This window comes from Pararobbsia silviterrae (assembly GCF_003628125.1).
GTDB classification, from domain to species: domain Bacteria; phylum Pseudomonadota; class Gammaproteobacteria; order Burkholderiales; family Burkholderiaceae; genus Pararobbsia; species Pararobbsia silviterrae.
Genome location: NZ_RBZU01000005.1, coordinates 125,373 through 151,047, shown reverse-complemented (window position 1 = coordinate 151,047; position 25,675 = coordinate 125,373). Strand labels below are relative to the sequence as shown.

19 protein-coding genes and 1 pseudogene are annotated in these 25,675 nt (G+C 65.2%); 8 read left to right on the top strand and 12 right to left on the bottom strand.

The window, feature by feature from the left end; genetic code table 11:
* Positions 1 to 85: 85 nt before the first annotated feature.
* From D7S86_RS13225 to D7S86_RS13195, 7 genes are all read left to right on the top strand, one after another.
* Positions 86 to 715 (top strand): LysE family translocator, encoded by a 630-nt coding sequence (locus D7S86_RS13225; RefSeq protein WP_121087568.1) that lies wholly within the window; start codon positions 86 to 88, stop codon positions 713 to 715.
* Positions 716 to 1,320: 605 nt separating this feature from the next.
* Positions 1,321 to 2,403, top strand: a complete 1,083-nt coding sequence (locus D7S86_RS13220; protein WP_166444128.1) for an ABC transporter ATP-binding protein — start codon at positions 1,321 to 1,323, stop codon at positions 2,401 to 2,403.
* Complete coding sequence (locus D7S86_RS13215; protein WP_121087159.1) at positions 2,393 to 3,319, top strand: carbohydrate ABC transporter permease; 927 nt, start codon at positions 2,393 to 2,395, stop codon at positions 3,317 to 3,319. Before D7S86_RS13220 ends, D7S86_RS13215 begins: the two co-directional genes overlap by 11 nt.
* Positions 3,316 to 4,179, top strand: coding sequence for a carbohydrate ABC transporter permease (locus tag D7S86_RS13210; protein ID WP_121087157.1), 864 nt, complete (start codon positions 3,316 to 3,318; stop codon positions 4,177 to 4,179). Before D7S86_RS13215 ends, D7S86_RS13210 begins: the two co-directional genes overlap by 4 nt.
* 243 nt (positions 4,180 to 4,422) lie before the next feature.
* On the top strand, positions 4,423 to 5,757 hold the full coding sequence (locus D7S86_RS13205) for an extracellular solute-binding protein (protein ID WP_121087155.1): 1,335 nt from the start codon (positions 4,423 to 4,425) through the stop codon (positions 5,755 to 5,757).
* A gap of 209 nt (positions 5,758 to 5,966) precedes the next feature.
* The gene (gene arfA, locus D7S86_RS13200; RefSeq protein WP_121087567.1) at positions 5,967 to 7,478 is read left to right on the top strand and encodes an arabinosylfuranosidase ArfA; all 1,512 of its coding nucleotides are present in this window, start codon (positions 5,967 to 5,969) and stop codon (positions 7,476 to 7,478) included.
* Positions 7,479 to 7,521: 43 nt separating this feature from the next.
* Complete coding sequence (locus tag D7S86_RS13195) at positions 7,522 to 8,259, top strand: FadR/GntR family transcriptional regulator (protein ID WP_121087566.1); 738 nt, start codon at positions 7,522 to 7,524, stop codon at positions 8,257 to 8,259.
* Between the two features lie 63 nt (positions 8,260 to 8,322).
* Here the strand turns inward: D7S86_RS13195 and D7S86_RS13190 are convergent, their stop codons facing one another.
* The 3 genes from D7S86_RS13190 to D7S86_RS13180 form a co-directional block, all read right to left on the bottom strand.
* Positions 8,323 to 10,806: a DNA repair helicase YoaA gene (locus tag D7S86_RS13190; RefSeq protein WP_121087154.1), complete on the bottom strand. Its 2,484-nt coding sequence runs from the start codon at positions 10,804 to 10,806 to the stop codon at positions 8,323 to 8,325.
* A gap of 150 nt (positions 10,807 to 10,956) precedes the next feature.
* Positions 10,957 to 11,172 carry a DUF465 domain-containing protein gene (locus D7S86_RS13185; protein WP_121087565.1) on the bottom strand — a complete coding sequence of 72 codons (216 nt, stop codon included), beginning with the start codon at positions 11,170 to 11,172 and terminating at the stop codon, positions 10,957 to 10,959.
* A 57-nt stretch (positions 11,173 to 11,229) separates the two neighbouring features.
* Positions 11,230 to 12,132, bottom strand: a complete 903-nt coding sequence (locus tag D7S86_RS13180) for a colicin transporter (RefSeq protein WP_240648128.1) — start codon at positions 12,130 to 12,132, stop codon at positions 11,230 to 11,232.
* A 121-nt stretch (positions 12,133 to 12,253) separates the two neighbouring features.
* On the opposite strand from D7S86_RS13180, the gene D7S86_RS13175 reads away from it, so the two are divergent.
* On the top strand, positions 12,254 to 14,599 hold the full coding sequence (locus tag D7S86_RS13175) for a Tex family protein (protein WP_121087563.1): 2,346 nt from the start codon (positions 12,254 to 12,256) through the stop codon (positions 14,597 to 14,599).
* A 186-nt stretch (positions 14,600 to 14,785) separates the two neighbouring features.
* On the opposite strand, the gene D7S86_RS13170 is transcribed toward D7S86_RS13175, so the two are convergent.
* From D7S86_RS13170 to hflX, 9 genes and pseudogenes are all read right to left on the bottom strand, one after another.
* Positions 14,786 to 16,099 carry an MFS transporter gene (locus D7S86_RS13170; protein WP_121087152.1) on the bottom strand — a complete coding sequence of 438 codons (1,314 nt, stop codon included), beginning with the start codon at positions 16,097 to 16,099 and terminating at the stop codon, positions 14,786 to 14,788.
* 136 nt (positions 16,100 to 16,235) lie between these two features.
* Complete coding sequence (locus D7S86_RS13165) at positions 16,236 to 18,134, bottom strand: potassium transporter Kup (RefSeq protein ID WP_166444124.1); 1,899 nt, start codon at positions 18,132 to 18,134, stop codon at positions 16,236 to 16,238.
* 158 nt (positions 18,135 to 18,292) lie between these two features.
* Positions 18,293 to 18,859: a phosphoribosyltransferase gene (locus D7S86_RS13160; protein ID WP_121087150.1), complete on the bottom strand. Its 567-nt coding sequence runs from the start codon at positions 18,857 to 18,859 to the stop codon at positions 18,293 to 18,295.
* Positions 18,860 to 18,875: 16 nt separating this feature from the next.
* Positions 18,876 to 20,216 carry an adenylosuccinate synthase gene (locus D7S86_RS13155; RefSeq protein WP_121087561.1) on the bottom strand — a complete coding sequence of 447 codons (1,341 nt, stop codon included), beginning with the start codon at positions 20,214 to 20,216 and terminating at the stop codon, positions 18,876 to 18,878.
* Positions 20,217 to 20,353: 137 nt separating this feature from the next.
* Complete coding sequence (locus tag D7S86_RS13150; RefSeq protein ID WP_121087560.1) at positions 20,354 to 21,502, bottom strand: ATP phosphoribosyltransferase regulatory subunit; 1,149 nt, start codon at positions 21,500 to 21,502, stop codon at positions 20,354 to 20,356.
* A gap of 219 nt (positions 21,503 to 21,721) precedes the next feature.
* Positions 21,722 to 21,910, bottom strand: coding sequence for a DUF2065 domain-containing protein (locus D7S86_RS13145; RefSeq protein WP_420813239.1), 189 nt, complete (start codon positions 21,908 to 21,910; stop codon positions 21,722 to 21,724).
* 18 nt (positions 21,911 to 21,928) lie between these two features.
* Complete coding sequence (hflC, locus tag D7S86_RS13140; protein ID WP_121087146.1) at positions 21,929 to 22,855, bottom strand: protease modulator HflC; 927 nt, start codon at positions 22,853 to 22,855, stop codon at positions 21,929 to 21,931.
* A gap of 9 nt (positions 22,856 to 22,864) precedes the next feature.
* Complete coding sequence (hflK, locus tag D7S86_RS13135) at positions 22,865 to 24,328, bottom strand: FtsH protease activity modulator HflK (protein ID WP_121087559.1); 1,464 nt, start codon at positions 24,326 to 24,328, stop codon at positions 22,865 to 22,867.
* 248 nt (positions 24,329 to 24,576) lie between these two features.
* Positions 24,577 to 25,647 (bottom strand): annotated as a pseudogene (gene hflX, locus D7S86_RS13130) (GTPase HflX); the annotation flags it as partial.
* Positions 25,648 to 25,675 lie beyond the last annotated feature (28 nt).

Sequence of the window (25,675 nt, the reverse complement as noted above, 5' to 3'; positions counted from 1 at the left end):
CGAATCCGACTTCGAATGCGGCATCGAAGCCGCCACGATCGACGCTGCGCGAGCGCCCTCAAGTCTCACCGGAGCCCCGAACATCATGGTCTCGATGAATCTCATGCTGGTCTTCGTCAGCGCGCTCGCGCTCGTCTATGCATTGCCGGGCCCCGACATGGCGCTCGTGCTCCAGACCAGCACATCGCACGGCCTGCGCCACGGACTCGCGACGGCGCTCGGCCTCGCCATCGCGCGCGCCACGCACGTGACGCTCTCCGCCTGCGGCGTCGCGGCGTTGTTACGCAGCGCACCCTGGCTCTACACCGGTGTGCGCGTCGCGGGGGCCCTCTATCTCGCCTATCTTGCGATCCAGATCTTCCGCTCGCCCGCCTTCGGTCTTGCCGCGCGCGACGGCAGCCGCACGCCGCCGCGTACCTGGCGAACCTCGATCGGCAAGGGCATGTTGAGTTCGATACTGAATCCGAAGGCGCTGCTGTTCTGTTCGGTGCTGCTGCCCCAGTTCATCGTGCCCGCACAGGGACAGGTCTGGCTGCAGGTGCTTGAACTCGGCGTCGTCCTCGTCTTGTGCGGTGCGGTGTTCGATACGACGCTCGCTTTCGGCGCGTCGCGCATCTCGAACTGGCTGCGCCATCATCCACGTGCGCAGCGCATGCAGCGCTGGACGTTTTCCGCGGCGCTCCTCGCGTTTGCCCTGCATCTGTCGATCGACTGAGCGAGTCACGGGCCCATCGGCCGAACGATGGGGCCGCATTGCCGCCATGCGATTTCACCGCTTAGCGTCCTAATGTTCCCGTGCCGTATCGCATCGGCGGCTTGTCCCATCAGCGCCATAACACCTCAACGTCCCAACGTCCTGACGGCTTAACACCTTAGCGCCCTAACGCCTTAGCGCCTTTGCGCCTTTGCGCCTTTGCGCCTTTGCGCCTTTGCGCCTTTGCGCCTTAGCGGCTTAGCGGCTTAGCGGCTTAGCGGCTTAGCGGCTTAGCGGCCACGATACGCAACCCGCGCCGATACGTAATTCCGACCGTTACACATCGGTGACACACCCTCGCCGGACCGTCGTTTGCGGCCATGCCTGCATGCATCGGTGTATACACCGATCCCCGCCAGGGCCTGCACGAACCGTCGCGCGCCAATGCCGCGCGAGCCCCATCCAGTCTCGCCGCGCGCCGATTTTGCGTGAACCGGGCGCTCAAAATCCGGATCAATCCATACCAAAAGTGAGATTGGACACGCCGAAAACCCCGTTGATACGATGTTTTCATCATATCAAAGCAGTCAAAAACAGCAGTTCGAGACATGTCCAGAGGAGGCACCTTGACCGGTATTCGGCTCAACGGCGTAACAAAACGGTATGGCGAGACGGAAGTCATCACAGGTCTCGACCTCGATATCCACGAAGGCGAATTCCTCGTCTTCCTCGGCCCGTCGGGCTGCGGCAAATCGACGCTCCTGCGCATGATCGCGGGACTCGAGTCCGTCAGCGACGGCCAGATCACGATCGGCGACCGCGAGGTCAACGACCTTCCGCCGGGCAAGCGCGGCGTGGCCATGGTGTTCCAGCACTATGCGCTCTACCCGCACATGACCGTCTACGACAATATGGCGTTCGGCCTGCGCAACTCGGGCGTCGTGTCGGACGACATCGATCGCCGGATCAAGGAAGCGGCCCGCATGCTCGAACTCGATGCGCTGCTGCAGCGCCGTCCGTCGCAGCTCTCGGGCGGCCAGCGTCAGCGCGTCGCGATCGGCCGCGCGGTCGTCAAGGAACCTGAAGCGTTCCTGTTCGACGAACCGTTGTCGAATCTCGACGCCGCGCTGCGCACACGCACGCGTGTCGAGCTCGCGCGGATCCATCAGCGCCTGAACTCGACGATGGTGTTCGTCACGCACGATCAGATCGAAGCGATGACGCTCGCCACGCGCATCGTCGTCATGAATCGCGGCCGCATCGAGCAGATCGGCGCCCCGCTCGAGATCTACAAGCGCCCCGCGACGCGCTTCGTCGCAGGCTTCATCGGCGCGCCCGCGATGAACTTCATCGACGTCGAACGCGCGGGCGATCAAGGCGGCCGGCTCGTCGTCGCGCTGCCCGGCGCGCAGATCAAGATCCCGACGGCCGTCGCCGCATCGAGCCTGCCCGCCGGCAAGCTCACGCTCGGCGTGCGCGCCGAGCACGTGATCCTCGACGCGTCGGGTCCGCTCGAAGGCCGCGCCGAAGTCATCGAACGCCTGGGCGACCGCTCGCTCGCGCACGTGAGCCTGCCGAACCTTCCGCTGCTCGTCGCCGAAGTACCGCGCGATCTCGAACTCGAAGTCGGCGCACGCGTGCGCATGAGTCTCGATGCGGCCCATCTCCATCTGTTCGACGAAGCAGGCAAGGCCCATCATGGCGTCTGACCGTTCACTCGCGATCGATACGCCCAAGGCCCGCAAGCGCCGTCATCGCAATCCGAATTCGCGCTGGACGAACACCTTGTTCGTCGTGCCGTTCGTGATCGTCTACGTGCTGCTGCTCATCGTGCCGCTCGGACTCGGGTGGTGGCTGAGCCTGCAGAACGTCGATCTGCTCGCGGGCACGAGCGAATTCATCGGCATCAAGAACTATCTCGATCTCGTCTTCGATCCGATCTTTCGCGGCGCCGTACGCAACACGTTCTATTTCGTGATTCTCACGGTGCCCGTGTTCGTCGTGATCGGACTCGCGCTCGCGCTCGTGCTCAATCGTCCGGGCCGCTTCGGCGCCGCGTTGCGCGCGATCTTCTTCGGATCGTCGGTGCTGTCGGTCACGATCGTCACGCTCGTCTGGAAGCTCGTGCTGATGCCGGGCCACGGTTTGCTCGCCGACGTCAGCCACGCGATGGGCATTCCCGAATACGTGCCGCTGCTGCACGAAGCCACCGCGCTGCCGACGATCGCGGTCGTCACGGTCTGGTGGATTGCCGGTCTGCCGATGATGCTGTTCCTCGCGGCGCTCCAGCAAATTCCGCAGGAGCTTTACGAGGCCGCCGCGCTCGATAACGCGACCCGGTGGCGCACGTTCACGAAGATCACGCTCCCGTCGATCTGGCGAACCGTTGCGCTCGTGGCCGTCATCGAAGCCGTGTTCCAGTTTCAGTTGTTCGGTCAGGCCCAGTTGCTGACCGACGGCGGTCCGAACAATTCGACGCGGCCGCTGGTCCAGTTCATCTACGAGACCGGCTTCCGTCAATGGACGTTCGGCTATTCCGCAGCGGCCGCGCAAGTCCTGTTCGCGTTCATGCTGATCGGTGTCGTCGTACAAGCCTGGCTTCTCCGCAAGAAGGAATCCGCATGAGCACGCTCGCAATCGAAACCCGTCCGCGCGGCTCGCTCGCGGGACGCCTTGGCGACCGCCTCATGCTCGGCGCGGTCGTGCTGTTCGCGCTGATCTGGATCGCCCCGCTCATCTGGGTGTTCTGCCTGTCGTTCAAGCCCAATGTATTTCTCGAGCAACACACCGACGTCCTGTTCTCGCCGCCGTTCACGCTGCAGAACTACACGAACATCATCCATACGTCGGCGGTCGGCGGCTGGCTGCTCAACAGCGTGATCGTCTCGCTCGGCCAGACGATCCTCACGCTCGTGATCGCCTCGCTCGCGGGATACGGATTCGCGCGGACCGAGTTTCCGGGCAAGCGCTATCTGTACGTGATCTGCCTGTGCGGCCTCGCCGTGCCCGACCAGGCGCTCGTGATTCCGCTCCACCATATCTTCGCGGACCTCGACTGGCACAACACGTATGGCGCGCTGATCATGCCGAAGCTCGCTTCGCCGTTCGGCGTCTATCTGATGACGCAGTACTTCAAGGCCGTGCCCGTCGACATCGAGGAAGCGGCGCTGCTCGACAACGCGTCGCGTTTCAAGGTGTTCTGGCGCATCGTGCTGCCGCTGTCGATGCCCGCGCAGGCGACGCTCGCGATCTTCACGTTCCTCGGCGCATGGAACGATTACCTGTGGCCGCTCGTGTCCGCCTCGAAGCCTGAGATGTACACGCTGACGATCGGGCTCGCGTCGACGCAGGGCAATTTCGCGCAGTCCGAAGGCATCGGCTATCTGATGGCCCAGGCGATCTTCGCCGGATTTCCGATCTTCGTGCTGTATCTGTTCTTCCAGAAGTACATCGTGGCCGCCGTCGCGGGCACCACGGTCCGCTGATCCGCTCTTCGAGCGATCGCCGACGTCATGCCGCAGTTGTCGAACGTGTCGGTCAATATGTAATAGACATACGTACATTTTGACCGACACGACGAAGAATCGAGCCCATACCGATTTTGTTTCACATGTCGTGCATCGCAACACCCTCGCAACAAGAAAGCGATTGATCGCTTCAAGCATAACCAGGACACCGCGCGACCTTGGAGGCGATGCGGTCCAACGAGTATCCAACAGGAGATAGACATGAAGAGATCGCTGTCCCGCGGCCTGCTTTCGGTAGCCGCGTTGAGTCTGGCCGCCACGCTGGCGACGCCCGCGTCCGCGAAGACGGAAATCACGCTGTCGCGTTTCTTCGGCGCGTGCGATGCCGAATACGGCAACGTCAACGACGTGAGCAAGGCATCCGGCGAATGCGGGATCATCACGACGCTCGTGAACCAGTTCAACGCGACGAACAAGGAAGACATCGTCGTCAAGCCGCAGATCATCGAATGGGGTCCGTACTACACCCAGATCGATGCGCGCATTCTGAGCCACGACGTGCCGACGATTTCGGTCATGCACGAGGCCGTGCTCGGCGACTACGTGAAGCGCAATCTCGTCGAACCGCTCGACGACGGCTTCAAGTCGGTCGGCATCGACAAGAACGACTTCACGGGCCACGCGCATCGCGGCGTCACGTTCGGCGACAAGACCTATGCGCTGCCGTTCGATACGCACTCGTGGCTCTGGCACATCAACGTGAACCTGTTCAAGAAGGCGGGTCTCGTCGACGCGAACGGCAAGCCGATCCTGCCGAAGACGCCCGACGAACTGCTCGCGCAGGCCAAGCAGTTCAAGGACAAGACGGGACTGCCCTACTTCACGGTGCCGATCGCCAACGAAGCCGCCGCGCAAACGCGTTCGTTCGATACGTGGGTCTATCAGCAGAACGGCACGCTGTTCCCGAGCGGCCCGACGAAGATCGACATGCATAGCCCGGCGGCGACCAATGCGCTGTCGCTCTACGACAAGCTCATGAAGGCCGGCGACATCACGCCCGGACTCGACTACGGCGCGGCGAACCAGGCATTCGAGAACGGCAAGGCGGGCGTGCTCATGTGCGGTACGTGGGTCATCGAAGACTTCACGAACCTCGCGAAGAAGCCCGACTCGACGCTCGCGAACGACGGCTATGAAGTCGTGCCGTTCCCGAACCTGTTCCAGAAGAAGGCGGTCTGGGCCGACGGTCACTCGTGGATCATGCTCAAGGGCGGCGCCAAGGACGAGAAGACGCGTCATGCCGCGCTCGTGTTCCTGAAGTTCCTCTACGACCACGATGGCGACTGGGCACGCACGGGTCACCTGCCCGCACGTCAGTCGATCATCGACAGCGCCGCATTCAACGCGCTGCCGCATCGTTCGGACATCAAGGAAATCTCGTCGACCGGCTACTCGCTGCCGAACACGGTGCCGCGCCAGTTCGCGATTCAGCAGATCGTCGGCGAAGAAATCAGCAACATGCTGTCGACAGGCAAGCCGCTCGCCGACGTCCAGAAGGACGCCGAGGACCGGACCAACAAGCTGCTCGCGAAGTAATCGGACGCACGACGGCGTGCCTGCCGCACGCATGAGCCACGCGGCACGCCGTCGGCCCCTCCGACGACCTCCGACGTTGCACGGGCGTCGCGCGATGCGGCTCGCGACGCCTCCGACACCCTTCATCGACGCGCCGGAATTCGCCGTGCGCGTGACTCGCCGTGCCGTACCGCAGCGGCACGCACTTTTTTCCGCCACAGGACCAGAACATGATTGCCACCCGCCTCGTCGTCGATCGCGACTTTGTCGTTGGGGACCTTGACCGACGCGTTTTCGGCACGTTTGTCGAACATATGGGCCGATGTGTCTACACCGGCATCTATGAGCCGGATCACCCGGACGCCGACGCGCGCGGATATCGCAAGGACGTCATGGAACTCACGCGCGAACTCGGCCCGACGATCGTGCGCTACCCGGGCGGCAACTTCCTGTCGGGCTACAACTGGGAAGACGGCGTCGGTCCGCGCGACAAGCGTCCGCGCCGGCTCGATCTCGCCTGGTATTCGACCGAGACGAACCAGTTCGGCACGAACGAATTCATCGACTGGTGCCGCGAACTCGGCATCGAACCGATGTACGGCGTCAACCTCGGCACGCGCGGTCCCGACCATGCGCGCCATTTCATCGAGTATTGCAATCACCCGAGCGGCACCGCGCTGTCCGATCTGCGTCGCGAACACGGCTATGAAAAGCCGCACGACATCAAGTTCTGGTGTCTGGGCAACGAGATGGACGGTCCCTGGCAGATCTGCCGCAAGACGGCCGACGAATACGGCCGCGCCGCGCTCGAAACCGCGAAGCTCATGCGCATGGTCGACCCGACGATCCAGCTCGCCGCGTGCGGCTCGTCGACGCACGACATGGCCACCTACGGCGCATGGGAAGACCGCGTGCTCGATCATTGCTTCGAACAGGTCGATTTCATCTCGCTGCACACGTATTTCGAAAACCGCAAGGATTCGACCGCGGAATTCTTCGGCAACATCGAAATCATGAATCTCTTCATCAAGGAGATCGTGGCCGTCGCCGACAGCGTCGCGGCGCGCAAGCATTCGTCCAAGCGCATCATGCTGTCGTTCGACGAATGGAACGTATGGTATAAGGCTCGCTCGATCAACGATCTGCGCAAGCCCGGCTGGCCCGAGGCGCCGCGGCTCATCGAAGAGGTCTATAACCACGAGGATGCACTCGTCGTCGGCGGCGCGCTGATCACGATGATGAATAACGCGGATCGCGTGAAGACGGCCTGCCTCGCGCAGCTCGTCAACGTGATCGGGCCGATCATGACCGAACCCGGCGGCAAGGCATGGCGCCAGACGATCTTCTACCCGTTCTCGCAAGCGTCGAAGTTCGGTCACGGCCGCGTGCTCCAGCCGATCATCGAGTCGCCGTCGTACGAAGCCGAGACGTTCCCGGAGATCCCGTATCTGTGCGCCGCGGTCGTCGACGATCGTGCGAGCGGCACCACGACGATCTTCGCGCTGAACCGGCATCTGACCGATGAAATGACGCTCGACATCGAGCTGCGCGGCCTGGGTACGACGCGTACGCTGGATCACGCGATCGAGCTGCATCATACGAATATGAAGGCGGTCAACACGGTCGATGCGCCGCTGACGGTGGCGCCGTCGGCCAACACGAACGTATCGGTCGACGGAGAACGGATCCGCGCGGTGTTCAAGCCGGGTTCGTGGAACGTGATCGTGACGACCGCGCGATAGCCCGGCGCCGCACGCCGTGCAAGACGTCTACGAAGGGGGCGTGATGTTTGAGCGGGAACCGATCGTCGGCACCATGACGGCACAGGTTGCCAAGATTGTCGGCATGCGCATCGTCTCGGGCGAGTTCGCCCCGGGCGATGTGCTGCCCGTCGAAAGCGAACTCTGCGCAGCCTATGGCGTGAGCCGCACGACGATTCGCGAAGCGATCAAACAGCTCGCGAGCAAACGGCTCATCGAGGTCACGCCGAAGATCGGCACGCGCGTGCTGCCCTTCTCGGACTGGAACCTGCTCGATCGCGACGTGCTCGCGTGGCGGCTCCACGCGCAGTTCGACTCGAAGATCGTCGAGGACATCTTCGAAATGCGCATCTGCTTCGAGCCGCGCGCGAGTTTTCTCGCCGCGCGGCACGGCAGCGACGAAGCGTTCGAACACATCGAGCGGCGCTACCGCGAGCTTGCGACGGCGTATACGCAAAGCGCCGAGCGCGGTACCTACGATATCCGCGCGGCCGCGGACGCGAATCTCGAGTTTCATCTCGCGATCATCGCGGTCTCGCAAAACGGGATGTTCATCACGATCGGCAACGCGATCAAGGCCGCGCTGCGCGTGTCGTCGGAGATGATGCAACGCCAGGCCGCCGAACCGAGCGAGGATCTCGCGCTCCACGACGCGGTCCGGCATCACATCGTCTCGCGTCAGGCCGACGCCGCGGCCGCCGCGATGACGCGCCTGCTTCAATCCTCGCGCGACCGCATGCTGCGTTACACGGTCAAGCCCTGAGCGAAGGACGCGCGCGAGCGCATATCGATCGGCGCGTATCCGCGCATCGCCGCAACGCTCGGATCAGCGCTGGCGATGTTCGTCGAAAAACGCGTGGACCATTTCGACGTCGCGCGTGCGCTTGAACGGCGGCAGGCTCTGCCAGATCCGACGGCCGTACGGTTTGTCGACGATGCGCGAATCGCAGATCATGAGCACGCCGCGATCGGTCTCGGCGCGAATCAAACGCCCCGCGCCCTGCTTGAGCGTGATGACGGCCTGCGGCAACTGGTGGACCGCGAACGGGCTCAGCCCTTTCTTCGTCAACGCATCGAGCCGTGCGGCGAGCACGGGATCATCGGGCGGCGCGAACGGCAGCTTGTCGATGACGACGAGCCGCAAGGCATCGCCGCGCACGTCGACGCCCTCCCAGAAGCTCTGACTGCCGATCAGGATCGCATTGCCGTGCGCGCGAAAACGGTCGAGCAGTTCCGTGCGGCTCGCATCGCCCTGCACGAGCACCGGATAGTCCCAACCGCGCGCGGCGCAGACGTCGCGCAGCTTCGACGCCATCCGATCGACGGCCCGCAGCGTCGTGCAGAGCACGAACGTACCGCCGCGCGCCGATTCGATCGCGGGCAGCGCGGCGTTGAAAACCGCATCCGTGAACGCCGGCGATTGCGGCTGCGGCATATCGCGCGGGACATACAGCAGCCCCTGCTCGTCGTAATCGAACGGACTCGGCAACGTCATCGAACGCTTGGCGCTGAGTCCCATCTGCGCCGCATAGTGATTGAAGTCGCCCTTGACCGACAGCGTCGCCGACGTGAAGATCCACGCGCGCGGCGTGCCGGCACGCTGCTTCGCGAAGATCGGCGCGACCGACAACGGCGTCTCGTGCAATTGCACGGTGTGCGAAAACACTTCGACCCAGCGGACCTTTTCGTTCGGATCGGCGCTCGCCGGCTTGCCCGCCTCGGGCGCCCGCGACGGCCGATCGTCACGCGCATCTCGCTCGGCGCGCGCCTGCGCGGCCTGTGCCGTCGCATCGTCAGGCAGATCGATCCAGCCATCGAGCGTCTCGCGCAATTCACGCGCGCGGCGCAGGCAGTTCGCGATCGACTCCGCGCGCTCGGACGCGCCGCCGAGCGCGCGCGACAACGCGTCGAGTTCGTCGCGGACGTGTTCGAGCGCGTCGAACAACGGATGCACGTCGCCGAGCTGCGCGATCGACATGCGCGCGATCTCGGGACCGAACACGAGCCGCACATCGCGTGTCGCGCGTTCGAGCGCGGCGCCGAGCGTCACCCAGTCGGTCGCGTCGCGCGCATGCTTGAGGCCCTCGGCCACGCAATCGCGCGCGAGTTCGAGAAATTGCGTCGTCGACAAGGTATCGCCGAAAAACAGCGTCGCGGTCTCGGGCAATTGATGCGCTTCGTCGAAGATCACGGTGTTCGCGGTCGGCAGCAGCTCGGCCATGCCGGTATCGCGCAGCATGATGTCCGCGAAGAACAGATGGTGATTGACGACGACGATATCGGCCTGCTGCGCTTCCTTGCGCGCCTTCATGACGAAGCAGTCCTTATATTGCGGACACTCCTGCCCAAGACAGTTGTCGCGCGTCGAGGTCACCATGCCCCAGACCGGCGACGTCTCGGGCACGCTCGCGAGCTCGGCCTTGTCGCCCGTGCGCGTGACGCGCGAGAAGCGGACGATCTCCTGCAGATGCGCGGCGTCCTGGCGCGACGGCAGCCGTCCGTTATCGGTCGCGCGCTGCAAATAGTAGTGGCAGAGGTAGTTCGCGCGCCCTTTGAGCATCGCGACCGAAACCGGCACGACGAGCGTGTCGCGCACGGTCGGGATATCGCGCTGGAACAACTGGTCCTGCAAATGCTTGGTGCCGGTCGAGACGATGACCTTGCCGCCCCAGAGCATCGCGGGCACGAGATACGCGTACGTTTTACCGGTCCCCGTGCCGGCCTCGACGATCAGCGTGTTGCCGCCGTCTTCGATCGAGATCGCGTCGTCCGACGCGCCGTCGCGCGGCTTGGCCCGCGCGTCGGCGTGATCGGCCCGTTCGCCGCGGTCGTCACGACGCGGCGTCCGCGCATCGGCCGCATCGAGCGCACGCGCGGGCCGTTCGAGATCGCCGAGTCCGGCGCGCGCCTGCGCCTGACTGCTCGCCTCCATCGCGGCCGCGACCGCACGCGCCATTTCGAGTTGCGACGCGCGCACGCGATAGCCGTCGATGCGCCGCGCAAGCAGTCCCGTATCCGAGAAGATCCGTTCGAGTTCGGCCTCGTGCGCGGGCTGAAGCTGACCGAGCACGGCCGATGCGAGGCCGCTCACGCGACTCGTCGGCCCTTTGGGCAAGGCGGGCGACGCGTGCCCGGCATCGCCGGGCTCCGCGGCGTCGTGCGACGCCGTCTCGCCGAGCGCGACGACCTTGCCGTGCGCGCCCGCGACACCCGCGTCATTGGCCGCGGGAATGGCGAGATGACGCTCGTCGGCGTGCAGCTCGGGCGCGTGCGGGTCGGATGCGCGTGGATCGGGATGGGGCTCGGACATGGAAGAACGGACTTCGGACGGTGAATTCAAAACGTCAAACGGATTCGGAAAAACAGGCGCCGCCGGTCGCCTGTCGCGATCCGGCACGCGGGTATGTCGCGCGGCATTCACGCCCGGGCGCGGCGCTCGGCATCGAACGCCGCGTTCGAGCTACGCACCGCGCTCGTGGTCGATCTGGAGCTTGAGCAGGAGGATCGTATCCTTGACCTTGAGCTTGCGCTTCTTGAGCCGCTGAAGCTCGAAGTCGTTGACGCCGGGAATGTCTGCGAGCTTCGCGATCAATCCGTTCAGGCCATGGTGCTCGGCCTCCAGTTCGGCGATCCGCGCGCGCACCGCGCTTTCGTCGATCGTGGGCGTGATATGCATGCTCGCCTCCTGTTGGACGCTCGTTGCATCGCGATCGCGAAACACGCGCGAGCGCGACTATTTCTGCGGGTTCTGCTGTTGCTGCTGATTCTGCTCTTGCTGCTGACGGTCCTGCTCTTCCTGCTGCTTCTGTTTGTCGGCCGCGGTTTTCTGGCGCTGCTCGACGTCGGCCTTGTGCTGCGCCGCGGCCTGCTGCTTGTCGGCGAATTTCTGGGCATTGTCGGCGCGCTGCTGCGCATCGGCCGCCGCATTGTCGTGCGCCTGTTTGAGCTTCGTCTGGTAGTCGGCCTGCTTCTGGCGATAGCTCGCCTCGTTGGACGCGCGCTGCTGCGCATCGAGCGCGCCCTGCTGACGCGCGGCGTCGAGCTTGCGCTGCATCTCCGCGTCATGCTCGGCATCACTCGGTGCGTTCGCGGCGCGATCCGACGCCGCGGCGTCGCGCTGTGCCTTGTCGAGCACCGCCTGCCGCTGCTTCTCGTCGTACTGCTTCTGATTGGCCTGCTCGTTGACCGCGCGCTGCGGCGCATCGGCCTGGTTCTGCGCGGCCTTGATCGCCGCGTTCTGATTACGCTGGGCGGCGCGCTGCGCGCGGATCTCGTCGTCGAGCGCGAGCTGCTGCGAGCGGATCGCCGCGCGTTCCTCGCGCATCGCGTCACGCGCCTTGTCGAGGCAGTGATTGACGAAGAACGTGCTGTAGCAATTGTGCTGCTCGACCGCGTAGCGGTAATTGAGGTCGTCGGTCAGCCCGTTCAGACGGTCCTGACGCGCTTGCGTGTCATTCGGGTCCGACGTTCGCGCACCGCTCGCGGGCACATAGGGTTGCGCGACAACGGGCTTGGACGCCGCATCGTCGTCGGCATGGGCCAGCGCGCCGGCACAGAGCAGCCATACGGCGGCGATTACGCGGACAGGCCGGGAAGTCGTCCGATGAAGCGTTCGATGGAGCGTTCGATTGAGCATGGGGCAAATTCTAGCATTGCGTGTCGCGCGCCCGCGTCCGCTCGCGAATCGGACGCATGCCTGCGGAACGCCGCGCGCGTTGTGGCAAAATCCTCGGCTCCCGTCACTCGAAGTCAGCACCATGCCGGAAAACGTAGCTCTCAAGATCGTCCAGCGCATCGCCACCGAACTCGCGGTGCAGCCGCGTCAGGTTGCGGCCACCGTCGAACTGCTCGACGAAGGCGCAACGGTGCCGTTTATTGCCCGCTACCGCAAGGAAGTCACCGGCGACCTCGACGACACGCAGCTCCGCACGCTCGAGGAACGCCTGATTTATCTGCGCGAACTCGAAGAACGCCGCGCCGCGATCCTCCAGAGCATCCACGAACAAGGCAAACTGACCGACGCGCTCGCCGAGGCGATCAGCGCCGCGGACAGCAAACAGACGCTCGAAGACCTCTACCTGCCCTACAAACCCAAGCGGCGCACGCGCGCGCAGATCGCGCGCGAGGCCGGTCTCGAACCGCTCGCGCAGGCGCTGCTCGCCGATCCGACCCTCGACCCGCAAAGCGAAGCCGCGAAATTCGTCGATGCCGAGAAAGGCGTCGCCGATACGAAGGCCGCGCTCGACGGCGCGCGCGACATCCTGTCCGAACAATTCGGCGAGACGGCCGAGCTGCTCGGCAAGCTGCGCGAATGGCTCTGGAACGAAGGCGTCGTGACGTCGAAGGTCGTCGAGGGCAAGGAACTCGAGGAAGGCGAGAAATTCCGCGACTACTACGACTACGAGGAACCGATCCGCACGATTCCGTCGCATCGCGCGCTCGCCTTGTTCCGCGGCCGCAATGCGGGCGTCGTGCTCGTCAAGCTCGGCCTCGGCGAAGCGCTCGACACGCAGACGCCGCATCCGGGCGAACTCCGCATCGCCTCGCACGCCGGCATCCGCCAGCAAGGCCGCGCGGCCGACAAGTGGCTCGGCGACGTCTGCCGCTGGTGCTGGCGCGTGAAGGTCCAGCCGCACCTCGAGAACGACCTGCTCACGCAGTTGCGCGAAACCGCCGAATCCGAGGCGATTCACGTGTTCGCGCGCAATCTGAAGGACCTGCTGCTCGCCGCGCCCGCCGGCCCCAAGGCCGTCATCGGACTCGATCCGGGCCTGCGCACGGGCGTCAAGGTCGCGACCGTCGATCGCACGGGCAAGGTGCTCGCGACCGATGCCATCTTCCCGCACGAGCCGCGCCGCGACTGGGACGGCTCGATCGCGAAGCTCGCGCGCATGGCGCTCGCGACGCAGGCCGAGCTCATCAGCATCGGCAACGGCACGGCATCGCGTGAAACCGACAAGCTCGCGAGCGAACTGATCGCGAAACATCCGGAGCTCAAGCTCCAGAAAATCGTCGTATCCGAAGCCGGCGCGTCGGTCTACTCGGCCTCGGAGCTTGCCGCGAAGGAGTTCCCGGACCTCGATGTGACGCTGCGCGGCGCGGTGTCGATCGCACGCCGTCTCCAGGATCCGCTCGCCGAACTCGTCAAGATCGAGCCGAAGGCGATCGGGGTCGGCCAGTATCAGCACGACGTCAATCAGCGCGAACTCGCGCGCTCGCTCGACGCCGTCGTCGAAGACTGCGTGAACGCGGTCGGCGTCGATCTCAACACGGCGTCGGTCGCGCTGCTCTCGCGCGTGTCGGGACTCAACGCGACGCTCGCGCGCAATATCGTCGACTATCGCGATGCGCACGGCGCGTTCGCGAACCGCGAGCATCTGAAGAAGGTGCCCCGGCTCGGCGACAAGACATTCGAACAGGCCGCGGGCTTCCTGCGCATCAACAACGGCGACAATCCGCTCGACCGTTCGTCGGTGCACCCCGAGGCTTACCCGGTCGTCGAGCGGATCGTGTCGAAGGTCAAGAAGGACGTCGCGGCGCTGATCGGCAATCGCGACGTGCTCAAGGGGCTGTCGGCGTCGGAGTTCGTCGATGAACGGTTCGGCTTGCCGACCGTGCGCGACATCCTCTCGGAACTCGAAAAGCCGGGCCGCGACCCGCGTCCCGAGTTCAAGACGGCCACGTTCCGCGACGGCGTCGAGAAGATCGCCGATCTCGAACCCGGCATGCTGCTCGAAGGCGTCGTCACGAACGTGGCCGCGTTCGGCGCGTTCGTCGATATCGGCGTTCATCAGGACGGGCTCGTCCACGTCTCGGCGATGTCGAACCGCTTTATCAAGGACCCGCACGAAGTCGTCAAGGCGGGTCAGGTCGTGCAGGTCAAGGTGCTCGAAGTCGACGTCAAGCGCCAGCGGATTGCGTTGACGATGCGTCTGAGCGATGAAGTCGTCGCGAATGGCGGCCGCGGCGCGGGCGCTGCGGCGCAAGGCGGCGCCGGCAACGGCGGCGCGCGCGGCGGTGCACCGCGCGCGAACGCCCCGCGTCAGCGCGAGACCGAGACGCAGGGCGCGATGGCCGCCGCGTTCGCGAAGCTCAAGCGATAAACGTCAAGCGCTAAACGTCGAGCGATCCACGTCGAACGATAGGCGCCCATCAATCGGCGCCTCGACGCGAGACATTGAGGCCAGCCGAGGCATTCGACACACGCGATGCCTCGGCTTCGCACGTCGCGCCGGCCGGCCCCTCGGTCCGGCAGCGCGCCGACGCGCTCGCCCCCGCTCGATGCCCCTCTACCGGATCCGTTCGAGATCGTCGTCGCGCGTCTCGCGCATCGTGACGACGCCGAGCAGGCTGATCAGCGCGGCGACCGACACATAGCCCCCGACCCAGCTCAAGCCGCCGCGATTCGCGAGCAGCTGTGCGATATACGGCGCGACCGACGCGCCGAGAATGCCGCCGAGGTTATACGCGACGCCGGCTCCGCTATAGCGGACGTTCGTCGGAAACAGCTCGGGCAACAAGGCGCCCATCGGCGCGAATGTCGCTCCCATCAAAAACAACTCGATCGTCAGGAACAGCGCGACGCGCACGGGATCGCCGCTGCCGAGCAAAGGCAGCATCGCGAAGCCCGATGCGAACGCCGCGATACACCCGACCATCAGCACGGGCCGCCGCCCGAACCGGTCGCTCGCCAGTGCCGAGATCGGCGTCGCGAGCGCCATGAACACGACCGCGATACACAGGAGTCCGAGAAAACTCTGGCGGCTCATATGGAGCGTGCCCACGCCGTACGACAGCGAAAACACCGTCGAGATATAGAACAGCGTGTAGCAGACGACCATCGCGAGCGCGCCCTGGACCATCGGCCACGCATGCCGCCGCAGCAATTGCGCGATCGGCGCCTTGACGCGTTCGTGCCGCTCGATCGCCGCGCGGAACGCGGGCGTTTCCGCGATCTTGAGCCGCACATAGAGCCCGAGCACGACGAGCACCGCGCTGACGAGGAACGGCACGCGCCAGCCCCAGCTCCGGAATTGCGCATCCGAGAGGCTCAGCGCAAGACCGAAGAACAGGCCGTTCGACGCGAGAAAGCCGATCGACGGGCCCAACTGCGGAAACATGCCGAACCAGCCGCGCTTGCCTTCGGGCGCATGTTCGGTCGCGAGCAAGGCCGCGCCGCCCCACTCGCCGCCGAGACCGATGCCTTGGCCGAAGCGCAGCACGCAGAGCAGCACGGGCGCGAGATCGCCGATCGTGTCGTAGCCGGGCACGCATCCGATCAGCGTCGTCGAGCCGCCCATGACGAGCAGCGATGCGACGAGCGTCGCCTTGCGCCCGATACGGTCGCCGAAATGCCCGAACACGAACGCGCCGATCGGACGCGCGATAAACGCGATGCCGAACGTCACGAAGGCCGAGAGCGCCTGCGCGGCCGGCGAGCTGTGCGGGAAGAAGACCGGCCCGATCACGAGCGCGGCTGCCGTCGCATAGACGTAGAAATCGTAGAACTCGATCGCGGTACCGATGAAGCTCGCGAAAACGATGCGTGCGCGGCTCGCCTGATCACGCGGCGCCGCCACGTGAGCCGGGGTCGAGGTGGACATGGTGTCTCCTGCTTGTCTTGTGTGTTCGCGCGCCGCATCGGAGGCGGCGCGAGCGGTACGCGCGCGATGCGATCGAGCCGCGCGCGTCGCGCGCAAGGACGCGCCGGGATCGGCCGCCCTTGCCTGTCGCCCGTCGTCAGATCTCGATCTTCGTGCCGAGCTCGACGACGCGGTTTGCCGGAATGCTGAAGAAGTCGGTCGGCTTCGCGGCGTTCTGGTGCATCCACGCGAAGATCCGTTCGCGCCAGACCGACATGCCGGGCAACTTCGTCGGCACGACCGTTTCGCGCGCGACGAAGAACGACGTATCCATGAGCTCGAACGAGATGTCGTGCCGGTCCTCGATCATGCGCAGGATCGAATGGACATCGGGCGTCTCGTTGAACCCGAAGCGCGCCTTGACCGCATAGACGCCGCAGGTCAGATCGCGCGTTTCGAGGCGGTCGGCGTCGTCGACATACGGGACGTCGAGCGTCTGGAAGTTCATGAAGACCGTGACCTCGTGCAGCACCTTGTTGTGCTTGAGGTTGTGCAGCAGGCTCACGGGCACGAGCGTATCGCTGCCCGACAGATAGATCGCCGTGCCCGAAACGCGATGCGGCGGGTGCGCGAGCAGGCTTTCGAGGAACGGTTCGAGCGGGATACCGTCGGCCGCCGTGCGTTCCTTGACGATATGGCGTCCCTTGGCCCAGGTCGTGAGCAGGAAGAACAGAATCGCGCCGATCGTCAGCGGCAACCAGCCGCCTTCGGCGACCTTGAGCAGATTCGAGCCGAAAAACGCGAGATCGACGATCAGGAAGAGCGAGATGATCGGCACGATGAACGCCTTGCGCCAGCGCCAGACGCCCGACATCGCATAGGCGACGAGCACGGTCGTGATGATCATCGTCGTCGTGACGGCGATCCCGTACGCGGCGGCCAGATTGTCCGACGAGCGGAAGCCCATGACGACGCAGAGGATGATGAACAGCAGCATCCAGTTGACGACCGGAATATAGATCTGACCGATCGCCTGCGCCGACGTATGCGTGATCTTCATGCGCGGCACATAGCCGAGCTGGATCGCCTGCGAGGTCAGCGAAAACGCGCCCGAGATCACGGCCTGCGACGCGATGACCGTCGCGACGGTCGACAGGATCACGAGCGGCAGCAAGGCCCAATCGGGCGCCATCAGGAAAAACGGGTTTTCGATCGCCTTCGGATCGGCGAGCAGCAGCGCGCCCTGTCCGAAGTAGTTGAGCACGAGCGACGGCATCACGAGCCCGTACCAGGCGAACCGGATCGGCTTCGCGCCGAAGTGGCCCATATCCGCATAGAGCGCTTCGGCGCCCGTGAGCACGAGAAACACGGAACCCATGACGACGTACGCCTGGAGCACGTGGGTCTCCATGAACTTGTACGCGTAGTACGGGCTCAACGCGGCGATGATGCGGGGCTCACGGAAGATATGCGAAATGCCCATGATCGCGAGCACGACGAACCACGTGATCATGATCGGCCCGAACAAGCGGCCGACCGAGTCGGTACCGTGCCGCTGAATGTAGAACAGGCAGATCAGGATCACGATCGTGATCGGCACGACGTACTGACTCAGATGAGGCGCCGCGATTTCGAGGCCTTCGACCGCGGAAATCACCGAGATCGCAGGCGTGATGACGGCATCGCCATAGAACATGCACGCGCCGAACACGCCGAGCGCGATCAGCACGTGTGCGACGGTCGCGCGGCGATCGAGCGGACGGATGGCCATCGCCATCAACGCGAGAATGCCGCCCTCGCCGTTGTTGTCGGCGCGCATCACGAACATCACGTATTTAAGGGACACGACGACGATGATCGCCCAGAACAGCAGTGAGATCACGCCGAGGATCGTCGAGGGCCCGAGCGGGATACCGTGGGCCGGACTGAAAGCTTCCTTGAGCGAGTACAGCGGGCTCGTGCCGATGTCGCCGAAGACCACGCCGATGGCGGCCGCCATCAGTGGCGCCAGGCCTTGCTTGCGCACCGGGTAGTGCACGTCGATGGTGTGGCTCATGAAAACGCTTGCTCAACCGTTGTAATCGATCGGGATGCACACCGGCGCGTCAGCCGGGCCAGGCGTCTCGAGAACGGATTGACCGTTTTCGTCTCGAACCGTTCAGGCCGCGGCCGCCGCGCGCAGCGGCTCTGGATGCATTGAGACTGCTTTCAGACCTAAGCGTCCGCGCCCGAGGCACGGCCTGCCGCGCTACCGCGCTTCAGCCATGCCGCGAGGTTATGCGGGCGTAGCGTATCCCATTCTTCGAACGGTTGGTGAATCCACGGGTTCGTCGGCAGATGCTGGACGAAGTAGTCGGGCTTGACAGACGAGCACGCCTTGTACCAGAGCACCGCCGAGCGCACCGACTCGATGGCCGGATACCGGTCCTTCAGATGCTGCTGGACACGCGCGAGCGTGACACCCGAATCCACGAGATCGTCGACGAGCAGCACGTTGCCGTGCAGTTCGCCGCGCGTCATCGTGATGTACTGCGCGATGTCGAGGTCGCCGCGTTGCGTCCCGGCCGCTTCGCGATACGAACTCGTCGCGAGGATCGCGAGCGGCAGGTCGAAAATCCGCGAGAGCTGATCCCCGACACGCAGGCCGCCGCGCGCGAGACACAGAATCTTGTCGAATTTCCACTTCGATTCGTGAACCGCCAGCCCGAGGCGCTCGATGAGCTGGTGATACTCGTCCCAGCTGACCCACAGATGCTGATCGTCGTTTTTCGGCAAAGACATGTGCGCAGGCCCCGGATCAGTGCTTGAACGGATGACGACGCAGGATCGTCTCGTCGCGATCGGGGCCGGTCGACACCATGTCGATCGGCACGCCCGCGACTTCCTCGACGCGCTCGAGATACGCGCGCGCGTTGGCAGGCAGCTTGTCCCATTCGCAGACGCCGACCGTGCTTTCGCTCCAGCCCGGGAACGTCTCGTAGACCGGCTCGCAGCGCGACACCGACACGGCGCCCGGCGGCAGGATGTCGACATCGCGCCCGTCGACCTTGTAGCCGACGCACAGACGCACTTCGTCGAGTCCGTCGAGCACATCGAGCTTGGTCATGCACAGGCCCGAGATGCCGTTGATCTGCAGCGAGCGCTTGAGCGCGGCGGCATCGAGCCAGCCCGTGCGGCGCGGACGGCCCGTGACCGAGCCGAATTCCTTGCCGACCGTCGCGAGACGAAGACCGACCGGATCCTGACGCGCCGCGTTGTCGGCATCGTAGAGTTCGCTCGGGAACGGGCCCGCGCCGACGCGCGTGCAGTACGCCTTCGTGATCCCGAGGATGTAATGCAGTTGTTGCGGTCCGACGCCCGCGCCCGCGGTCGCCGCGCCCGCGACGCAGTTGCTGCTCGTCACGAACGGATAGGTGCCGTGATCGATATCGAGCAGCGTGCCTTGCGCGCCTTCGAACAGCAGATTGCGGCCCGCGCGATTTTCGGCATAGAGCGTCGCCGAGACGTCGCCGACCATCGGCTTGAGCTGCTCGGCATAGCCGAGCATCGCGTCGAGCGTCTGCTGGAAGTCGACGGCTTCGGCGCCGAGGTACTGCGTGAGCACGAAATTATGGAAGTCGAGGCTTTCGCGCAAGCGGTCGGCGAAGCTCTTCGCGTCGAACAGATCCTGGACGCGCAGACCGCGGCGGCCGACCTTGTCTTCGTAGGCGGGCCCGATGCCGCGGCCCGTCGTGCCGATCTTGTCCGCGCCGCGGCGGCGCTCGCGCGCCTGGTCGATCGCGACGTGATACGGCAGGATCAGCGTCGTGGCTTCGGAAATCCGCAGGCGGCTGCGCACATCGAGGCCCGCGCTCTCGAGCTCGCCGATTTCCTTGAACAGTGCTTCGGGCGACAGCACGACGCCATTGCCGATATAGCAGTGAACGCCGTCACGCATGATGCCCGACGGGATCAACCGCAGGATCGTCTTGCGGCCGCCGATGATCAGCGTGTGACCGGCGTTATGACCACCCTGGAAGCGGACGACGCCTTGGGCGTGATCGGTAAGCCAGTCGACGATCTTGCCCTTGCCTTCGTCGCCCCATTGGGTGCCGACGACGACAACATTGCGTCCCTCTTTCACTGCGTTGCCAGACATGTTGTTCATTAAGCGGGTTAAAAACGTATTTTACCTGTGTTGAACCGGCGCTCCGCGATTTCAACCGCGAGTGGGTGCGCTTTGCGTTTTGCGCACTCTGCGAGCATGCCGCCCTGTTCGTTCGCGCGTCGGCGCGCCTAGCGTGATTCGACGCGCCACGTCCCGTCGCGCTGGACCAGCACGCGATCGAAATCGAATTCGTCGACCGTGTGTTCGTGACCGGGCAAGGCCTGGATCACGACTTCACCCGCATCGCGCAGCGCCGCCACACGTTCGCGCACCGCGGCGTCATGCGTCCACGGGGCGAGAATCGCGCTGCTGCGCGCTTCGATCGGTGAAATCCGGCCGACCTCGCGCAGATCGAGCGAAAAGCCCGTCGCCGCGCGCGCGCGCCCATAGATTTCGCCGATATGGTCGTAGCGGCCCCCGCGCGCGACGGCATTCGGCACGCCGTCGATGTACGCCGAGAACATCACGCCGCTGTGATACTGGTAGCCGCGCAGATCGGCCAGATCGATACTGACCTCGACACCCTCGACCTGCGCCGCGAGAAACGCGAGCTCGTCGAGCGCGCGCGTGACGGCCGGACTCGACGGCAGCGTCGCACGCGCGCGTTCGAGGACGGCCGCATCGCCGTAGAGCGTCGGCAACGCCAGCAGTGCGGCGCGCGTGGCCTCGGGCAGGTCGGCCGTCAACTCGCGCAGCAGCGAGACGTCCTTGCCCGCGAGCGCCGCGAACAACGGATACTCGCGCGCCTGCGCGTCGGGCACACCGGCGAGCAAAGCGCCGAGCACGCCCGCATGGCAAAGATCGAGACGCACGTCGGTCAGGCCGATCAACGCAAGCGTGTCGAGCATCAGTTGCTGGACTTCGAGATCGGCTTCGAGACCCGCGTGACCATAGATTTCCGCGCCGATCTGGTAGGGCTCGCGCGTCGCGTGCATGCCGCGCGGGCGCGTCTGCAGCACGCTGCCCGCGTAGCACAGGCGCGTCACGCCCTGCCGATTGAGCAGGTGCGCATCGATCCGCGAGACCTGCGGCGTGATATCGGCGCGCAGCCCCATCGAGCGGCCCGAAAGCTGATCGACGAGCTTGAAGGTGCGCAGATCGAGATCGGAACCCGATGCGGTGAGCAGCGACTCGAGATACTCGAGCATCGGCGGCATCACGAGTTCATAGCCATAGCACCGGAACCGATCGAGCACGCGGCGGCGCAGCTCTTCGAGCTTGCGCGCCTCGGACGGCAGCACGTCGGCGATATTCTCAGGCAGCAGCCAGGTAGACAACTGGGTGGTCATTTCACTTACGGTCCTCAAACCATCGCGCGGCGTGCGCCGCGCGAACGATGTCCGGATAATTCGCGCGCCGTCGCGCAGCCCCACATGGACCGCCGCTCGGCACGCTTCGATTCAGGTTTTGCGCCGCGCGTCGAACCGGGCGACGCCGCGGCCTCGTCACCGCGAAGGCTTCACGCGATCCGGCGGCGCAACGCGCCGTCCGCGCATTCAACCCAGGATCACGAGGAGCAGGATAAGCCCCAGGACCATGGATATCAGCCCGCCGATCCGGATGCGGTTCGACGGCATTTGGGCAATCTTCTTGAAGGTGTTGCTCCACGCATCCGGCGCGACGAACGGAAGAATGCCTTCAAGCACCAGCATCAGTGCGAACGCCGCACCCAGCGACTCGAACATGCTCACGATCGTCTTCGTTCAATGTTTGGCGCGCGTCGTCACGACGCTCGGCGCGGCATCGCCGGCTGCACCCAGCGCCGCCGCGGGATCGCGCATGAAGCGGAAAAATGCGCTCGACGGATCGACGACGATCACGTCGCGCGGATTGGCGAAGCTCGCGCGGTACGCCTCGAGGCTTCGATAGAACGCATAGAACTTCGGGTCGCGGCCGTACGCGTCCGCGTAGAGCGTGCCGGCTTCGTCGTCGCCCTTGCCCTTGATCGTCTGCGCTTGCGCCTGGCCGTCCGCGAGAATCGCCGTGCGTTGATCCTCGGCCTCGGTCCGGATCGTCTCGGCCTGCGCGAGCCCCTCGGCGCGAATCTGCTGCGCGCGCGCCTGCACGCTCGCCGACATCTTGCGGTAGACGTCGCCGCTTTCCTCGGCAAGCAGATCGAGCCGCTCGAAACGCACGTCGACGAGTTCGACGCCTTGCGGACCGAGCGTGGCGGCCGCCTTCGCGCGCGCCGCGTCGAGCGTCGCGTCGCGCTGATCCGCGATCAGATCGCCGAGCGTGTGCTGTGCGACGACCGCATTCAAACCTTCACGCACCTGCGTGGCCACCTTCTCGGGTCCGACCGACAGATCGGTGCCGAACGCCGACATGAAGGCGCGCGGATCGGCGATCCGCCATTTGACGAGCACGTCGGCAAGCACGACCTTGTTGTCGGACGTCGCGAAACGATCGCCATCGGGGTTGTCGACCGACTGAACGCGCCGGTCGAGCAGCACGACGCTCTGGAACGGCGGCGGCGCCTTCAGATGCAGGCCCGGCGTGTCGACGACCTGCACGACCTGCCCGCCCGCGACGATCACGGCATATTTGCGCTGATCGACGGTGTACAGCGTCGACGAGCCGACGAGCAGCAGCACGATCAGCGCCACAATCAATGCGACGATACGGTTCATCGCGGGCCCCTAGCGAATATCTTTGCTCGCATCGCGGCTGCGGAACAGCTGCGAGCGGTCTTCGGTCGACGCGCCGGTATCGGGCGCGGCGGGCGATACGGTGACAGGCGGCGGCACGGTCGCGGCCGAGGCCGCGGCGGCGCTGTCCGAAGCCGGTTCGGCTGCGCCTGCACCCGATCCGGACGAAGCACCGGTGCCCGACGTATCGGATCCCGACGCGCCCGTGCCCGATGCATCGGCGCCCGGCGCCGCGGGGTTCGCGCCCGACGCGGGCGGAACGACCGTCGCACCGGCCGCCGCCCCGGTCGTCTTAGTCGGCGCGCCGTTCGCGGCGAGCAGCTTGTCGAGCGGCAGATACACGGTGCTATTGCCCGAATGCGTATCGACCAGCACCTTCGTCGCGTGCGTGTAAATGTCCTGCATCGTATCGATATACATGCGCTCGCGGACGACGGCCGGCGCCTTCTGATAGTCGGCCAGCGCCTGCGCGAAGCGTTGGGTCTGCGCCTTCGCCTCGGTGACCACGTTCACGCTGTACTCGCCGGCGGCCTGGACCGCGCTTGCGGCGTCGAGGCGCGCTTTCGGAAGAATCGAATCGGCATACGCGCGCGCATCGGCCTTGAGCTTGTCGCTGTCCGACTGCGCCTTGGTCGCGTCGGCGTAGGCGGCCTGGACCTGGTCGGGCGCCTGCACGCCCTGCACGGTCACGCCGATGATCGCGATGCCGGCCTCGTAGCGGTCGAGGCTCGCCTGAATCGACGCCTGGAGCTGGGTCGCGAGTTCGCCATGCGCGCCGCCGACGAGCGCATCGAGCGTCTGGCCGCCGACCGTTGCGCGCACGGCGACTTGCGCCGCCTGCGTCACCGCGGTTTCGGGATCGACGTCGTTGAACAGGAAAGCGCGCGCATCGCTGATACGGAACTGCACGGTAAAGCGCACGTCGACGATATCGCCGTCGCGCGTGAGCATCGACGCGTCCTTCATATCGGTCGACGGCACGACGTTCGCGCGGCCGATATCGACCGAGCGCACTTGGGAGACATTGACGATTTCGTCCGACTCGATCGGATAGGGCAAGCGCCATTGGACGCCGGCCGCCGTCGTGTGCCGGAATTGTCCGAACCGCATGACGACCCCCGCCTGTCCATCGGGCACGACGAACACGCCGTTGCCGAGCCAGACCGCGATCACGAGACCCACGACGATCAGCGACGCATTGCGTCCCGTATGCCCACGGCGAGGCGACGGCGCACTGCCGCCACCGCCGCGACGTCCGAAGACGCGCGACAAACGCCGGTTGAAATCCCGCCAGAGTTCCTCGAGATCGGGCGGTCCGCCCTGGGGATCCCGCGGGCCCTGCCCGCCTCCGTCGCGACCGCCTCGCGGATCATTCATGGCGAACACGGCCGTCGACTGGCGCGTCTGACGGCCCGGCACTCGCGTCCACCTGTTGCGTTGCTCGTTGTTCAACATTAGCTGCCGGTTTTCCCGAATCGAAAGGGGTGCGTTCAGACCGTCGATCGCATCGAACGTGTCGCGCGGCGTCTTCATTCGTCTCCGTCTGACGCCGCCGAGCACCGAACGCCTCAGGCGCCGTGTTCGTGGATCGGCTCGTGATGGTCGGGGTGATCCGGATCGTTGCGCGTCAAGCCCGCGAGCCGCGGGTCGTGCGCATCAGGCGCCTCGTTCGGATCCGTATCCGCCTGCGACTCAGAGATCCACTCCGTAATTGCAGCGCGCAGCGCATCGAGGCCGAGACCTTCGCGCGCGCTCAAAAAAACGCGGCTGATCTTACCATACTCGTCCCGCTCGACCTCGCCGCCGCGGCCTGTGAGTTCGGGCACCGCGTCGATCTTGTTCCAGACGAAAATCTGCGGCACGTCGAGCGCGCCGATCTCGCGCAGCACGATGTTGACCTGCTCGATCTGCGCGAGCTTGACGGGGCTCGAAGCGTCGACGACATGCACGAGCAGGTCCGCATGGACCGTTTCCTCGAGCGTCGCGCGGAAGGCCGCGACGAGCTGGTGAGGCAATTCGCGGATAAAGCCGACCGTGTCGGACAGCACGATATTGCCGGCCTGCTCGCCGAGATACACGCGCCGCGACGTCGTATCGAGCGTCGCGAACAACTGGTCGGCCGCGTACGCATTGGCTTTCGTCAGTGCGTTGAACAGCGTCGACTTGCCCGCGTTCGTGTAGCCGACGAGCGATACCGAGACGGCCTGGGTCCGCTCGCGCTGACGGCGTTGCGTGCCGTGCTGGCGACGCAGCCGGTCGAGACGAAGCTTGAGTTGCTTGATGCGCTCGCCGATCAGGCGACGGTCGGTTTCGAGCTGCGTTTCACCGGGTCCGCGCAGACCGATACCGCCCTTCTGGCGTTCAAGGTGAGTCCACGCGCGCACGAGGCGCGTCGAGAGATAGGTCAGCTGCGCGAGTTCGACCTGCAGCTTGCCTTCATGGCTGCGCGCGCGCTGCGCGAAGATATCGAGAATGAGGCTCGTGCGGTCGATGACGCGGCATTTGAGCGCGCCTTCGAGATTGCGCTGTTGGCCGGGCGTCAGTGCGTGATTGAAGATGACGAGTTCGACGCCGTTCGCCTCGACGGCGAGACGAAGCTCTTCGGCTTTGCCGCTGCCGATGAACATTTTCGGGTCGGGGCTCGAACGTTTGCCGGTCAGCGTGACGACGGCATCCGCGCCCGCGCTTTTGGCCAGCAGGACCAGTTCTTCGAGGCTGGCGTCGAAGTCGATCTTGCCGAAGTCGATACTGACGAGTGCTGCGTGAGTGGTCAAAGGATCAGGAATCTTCAAAAAGGGCCGG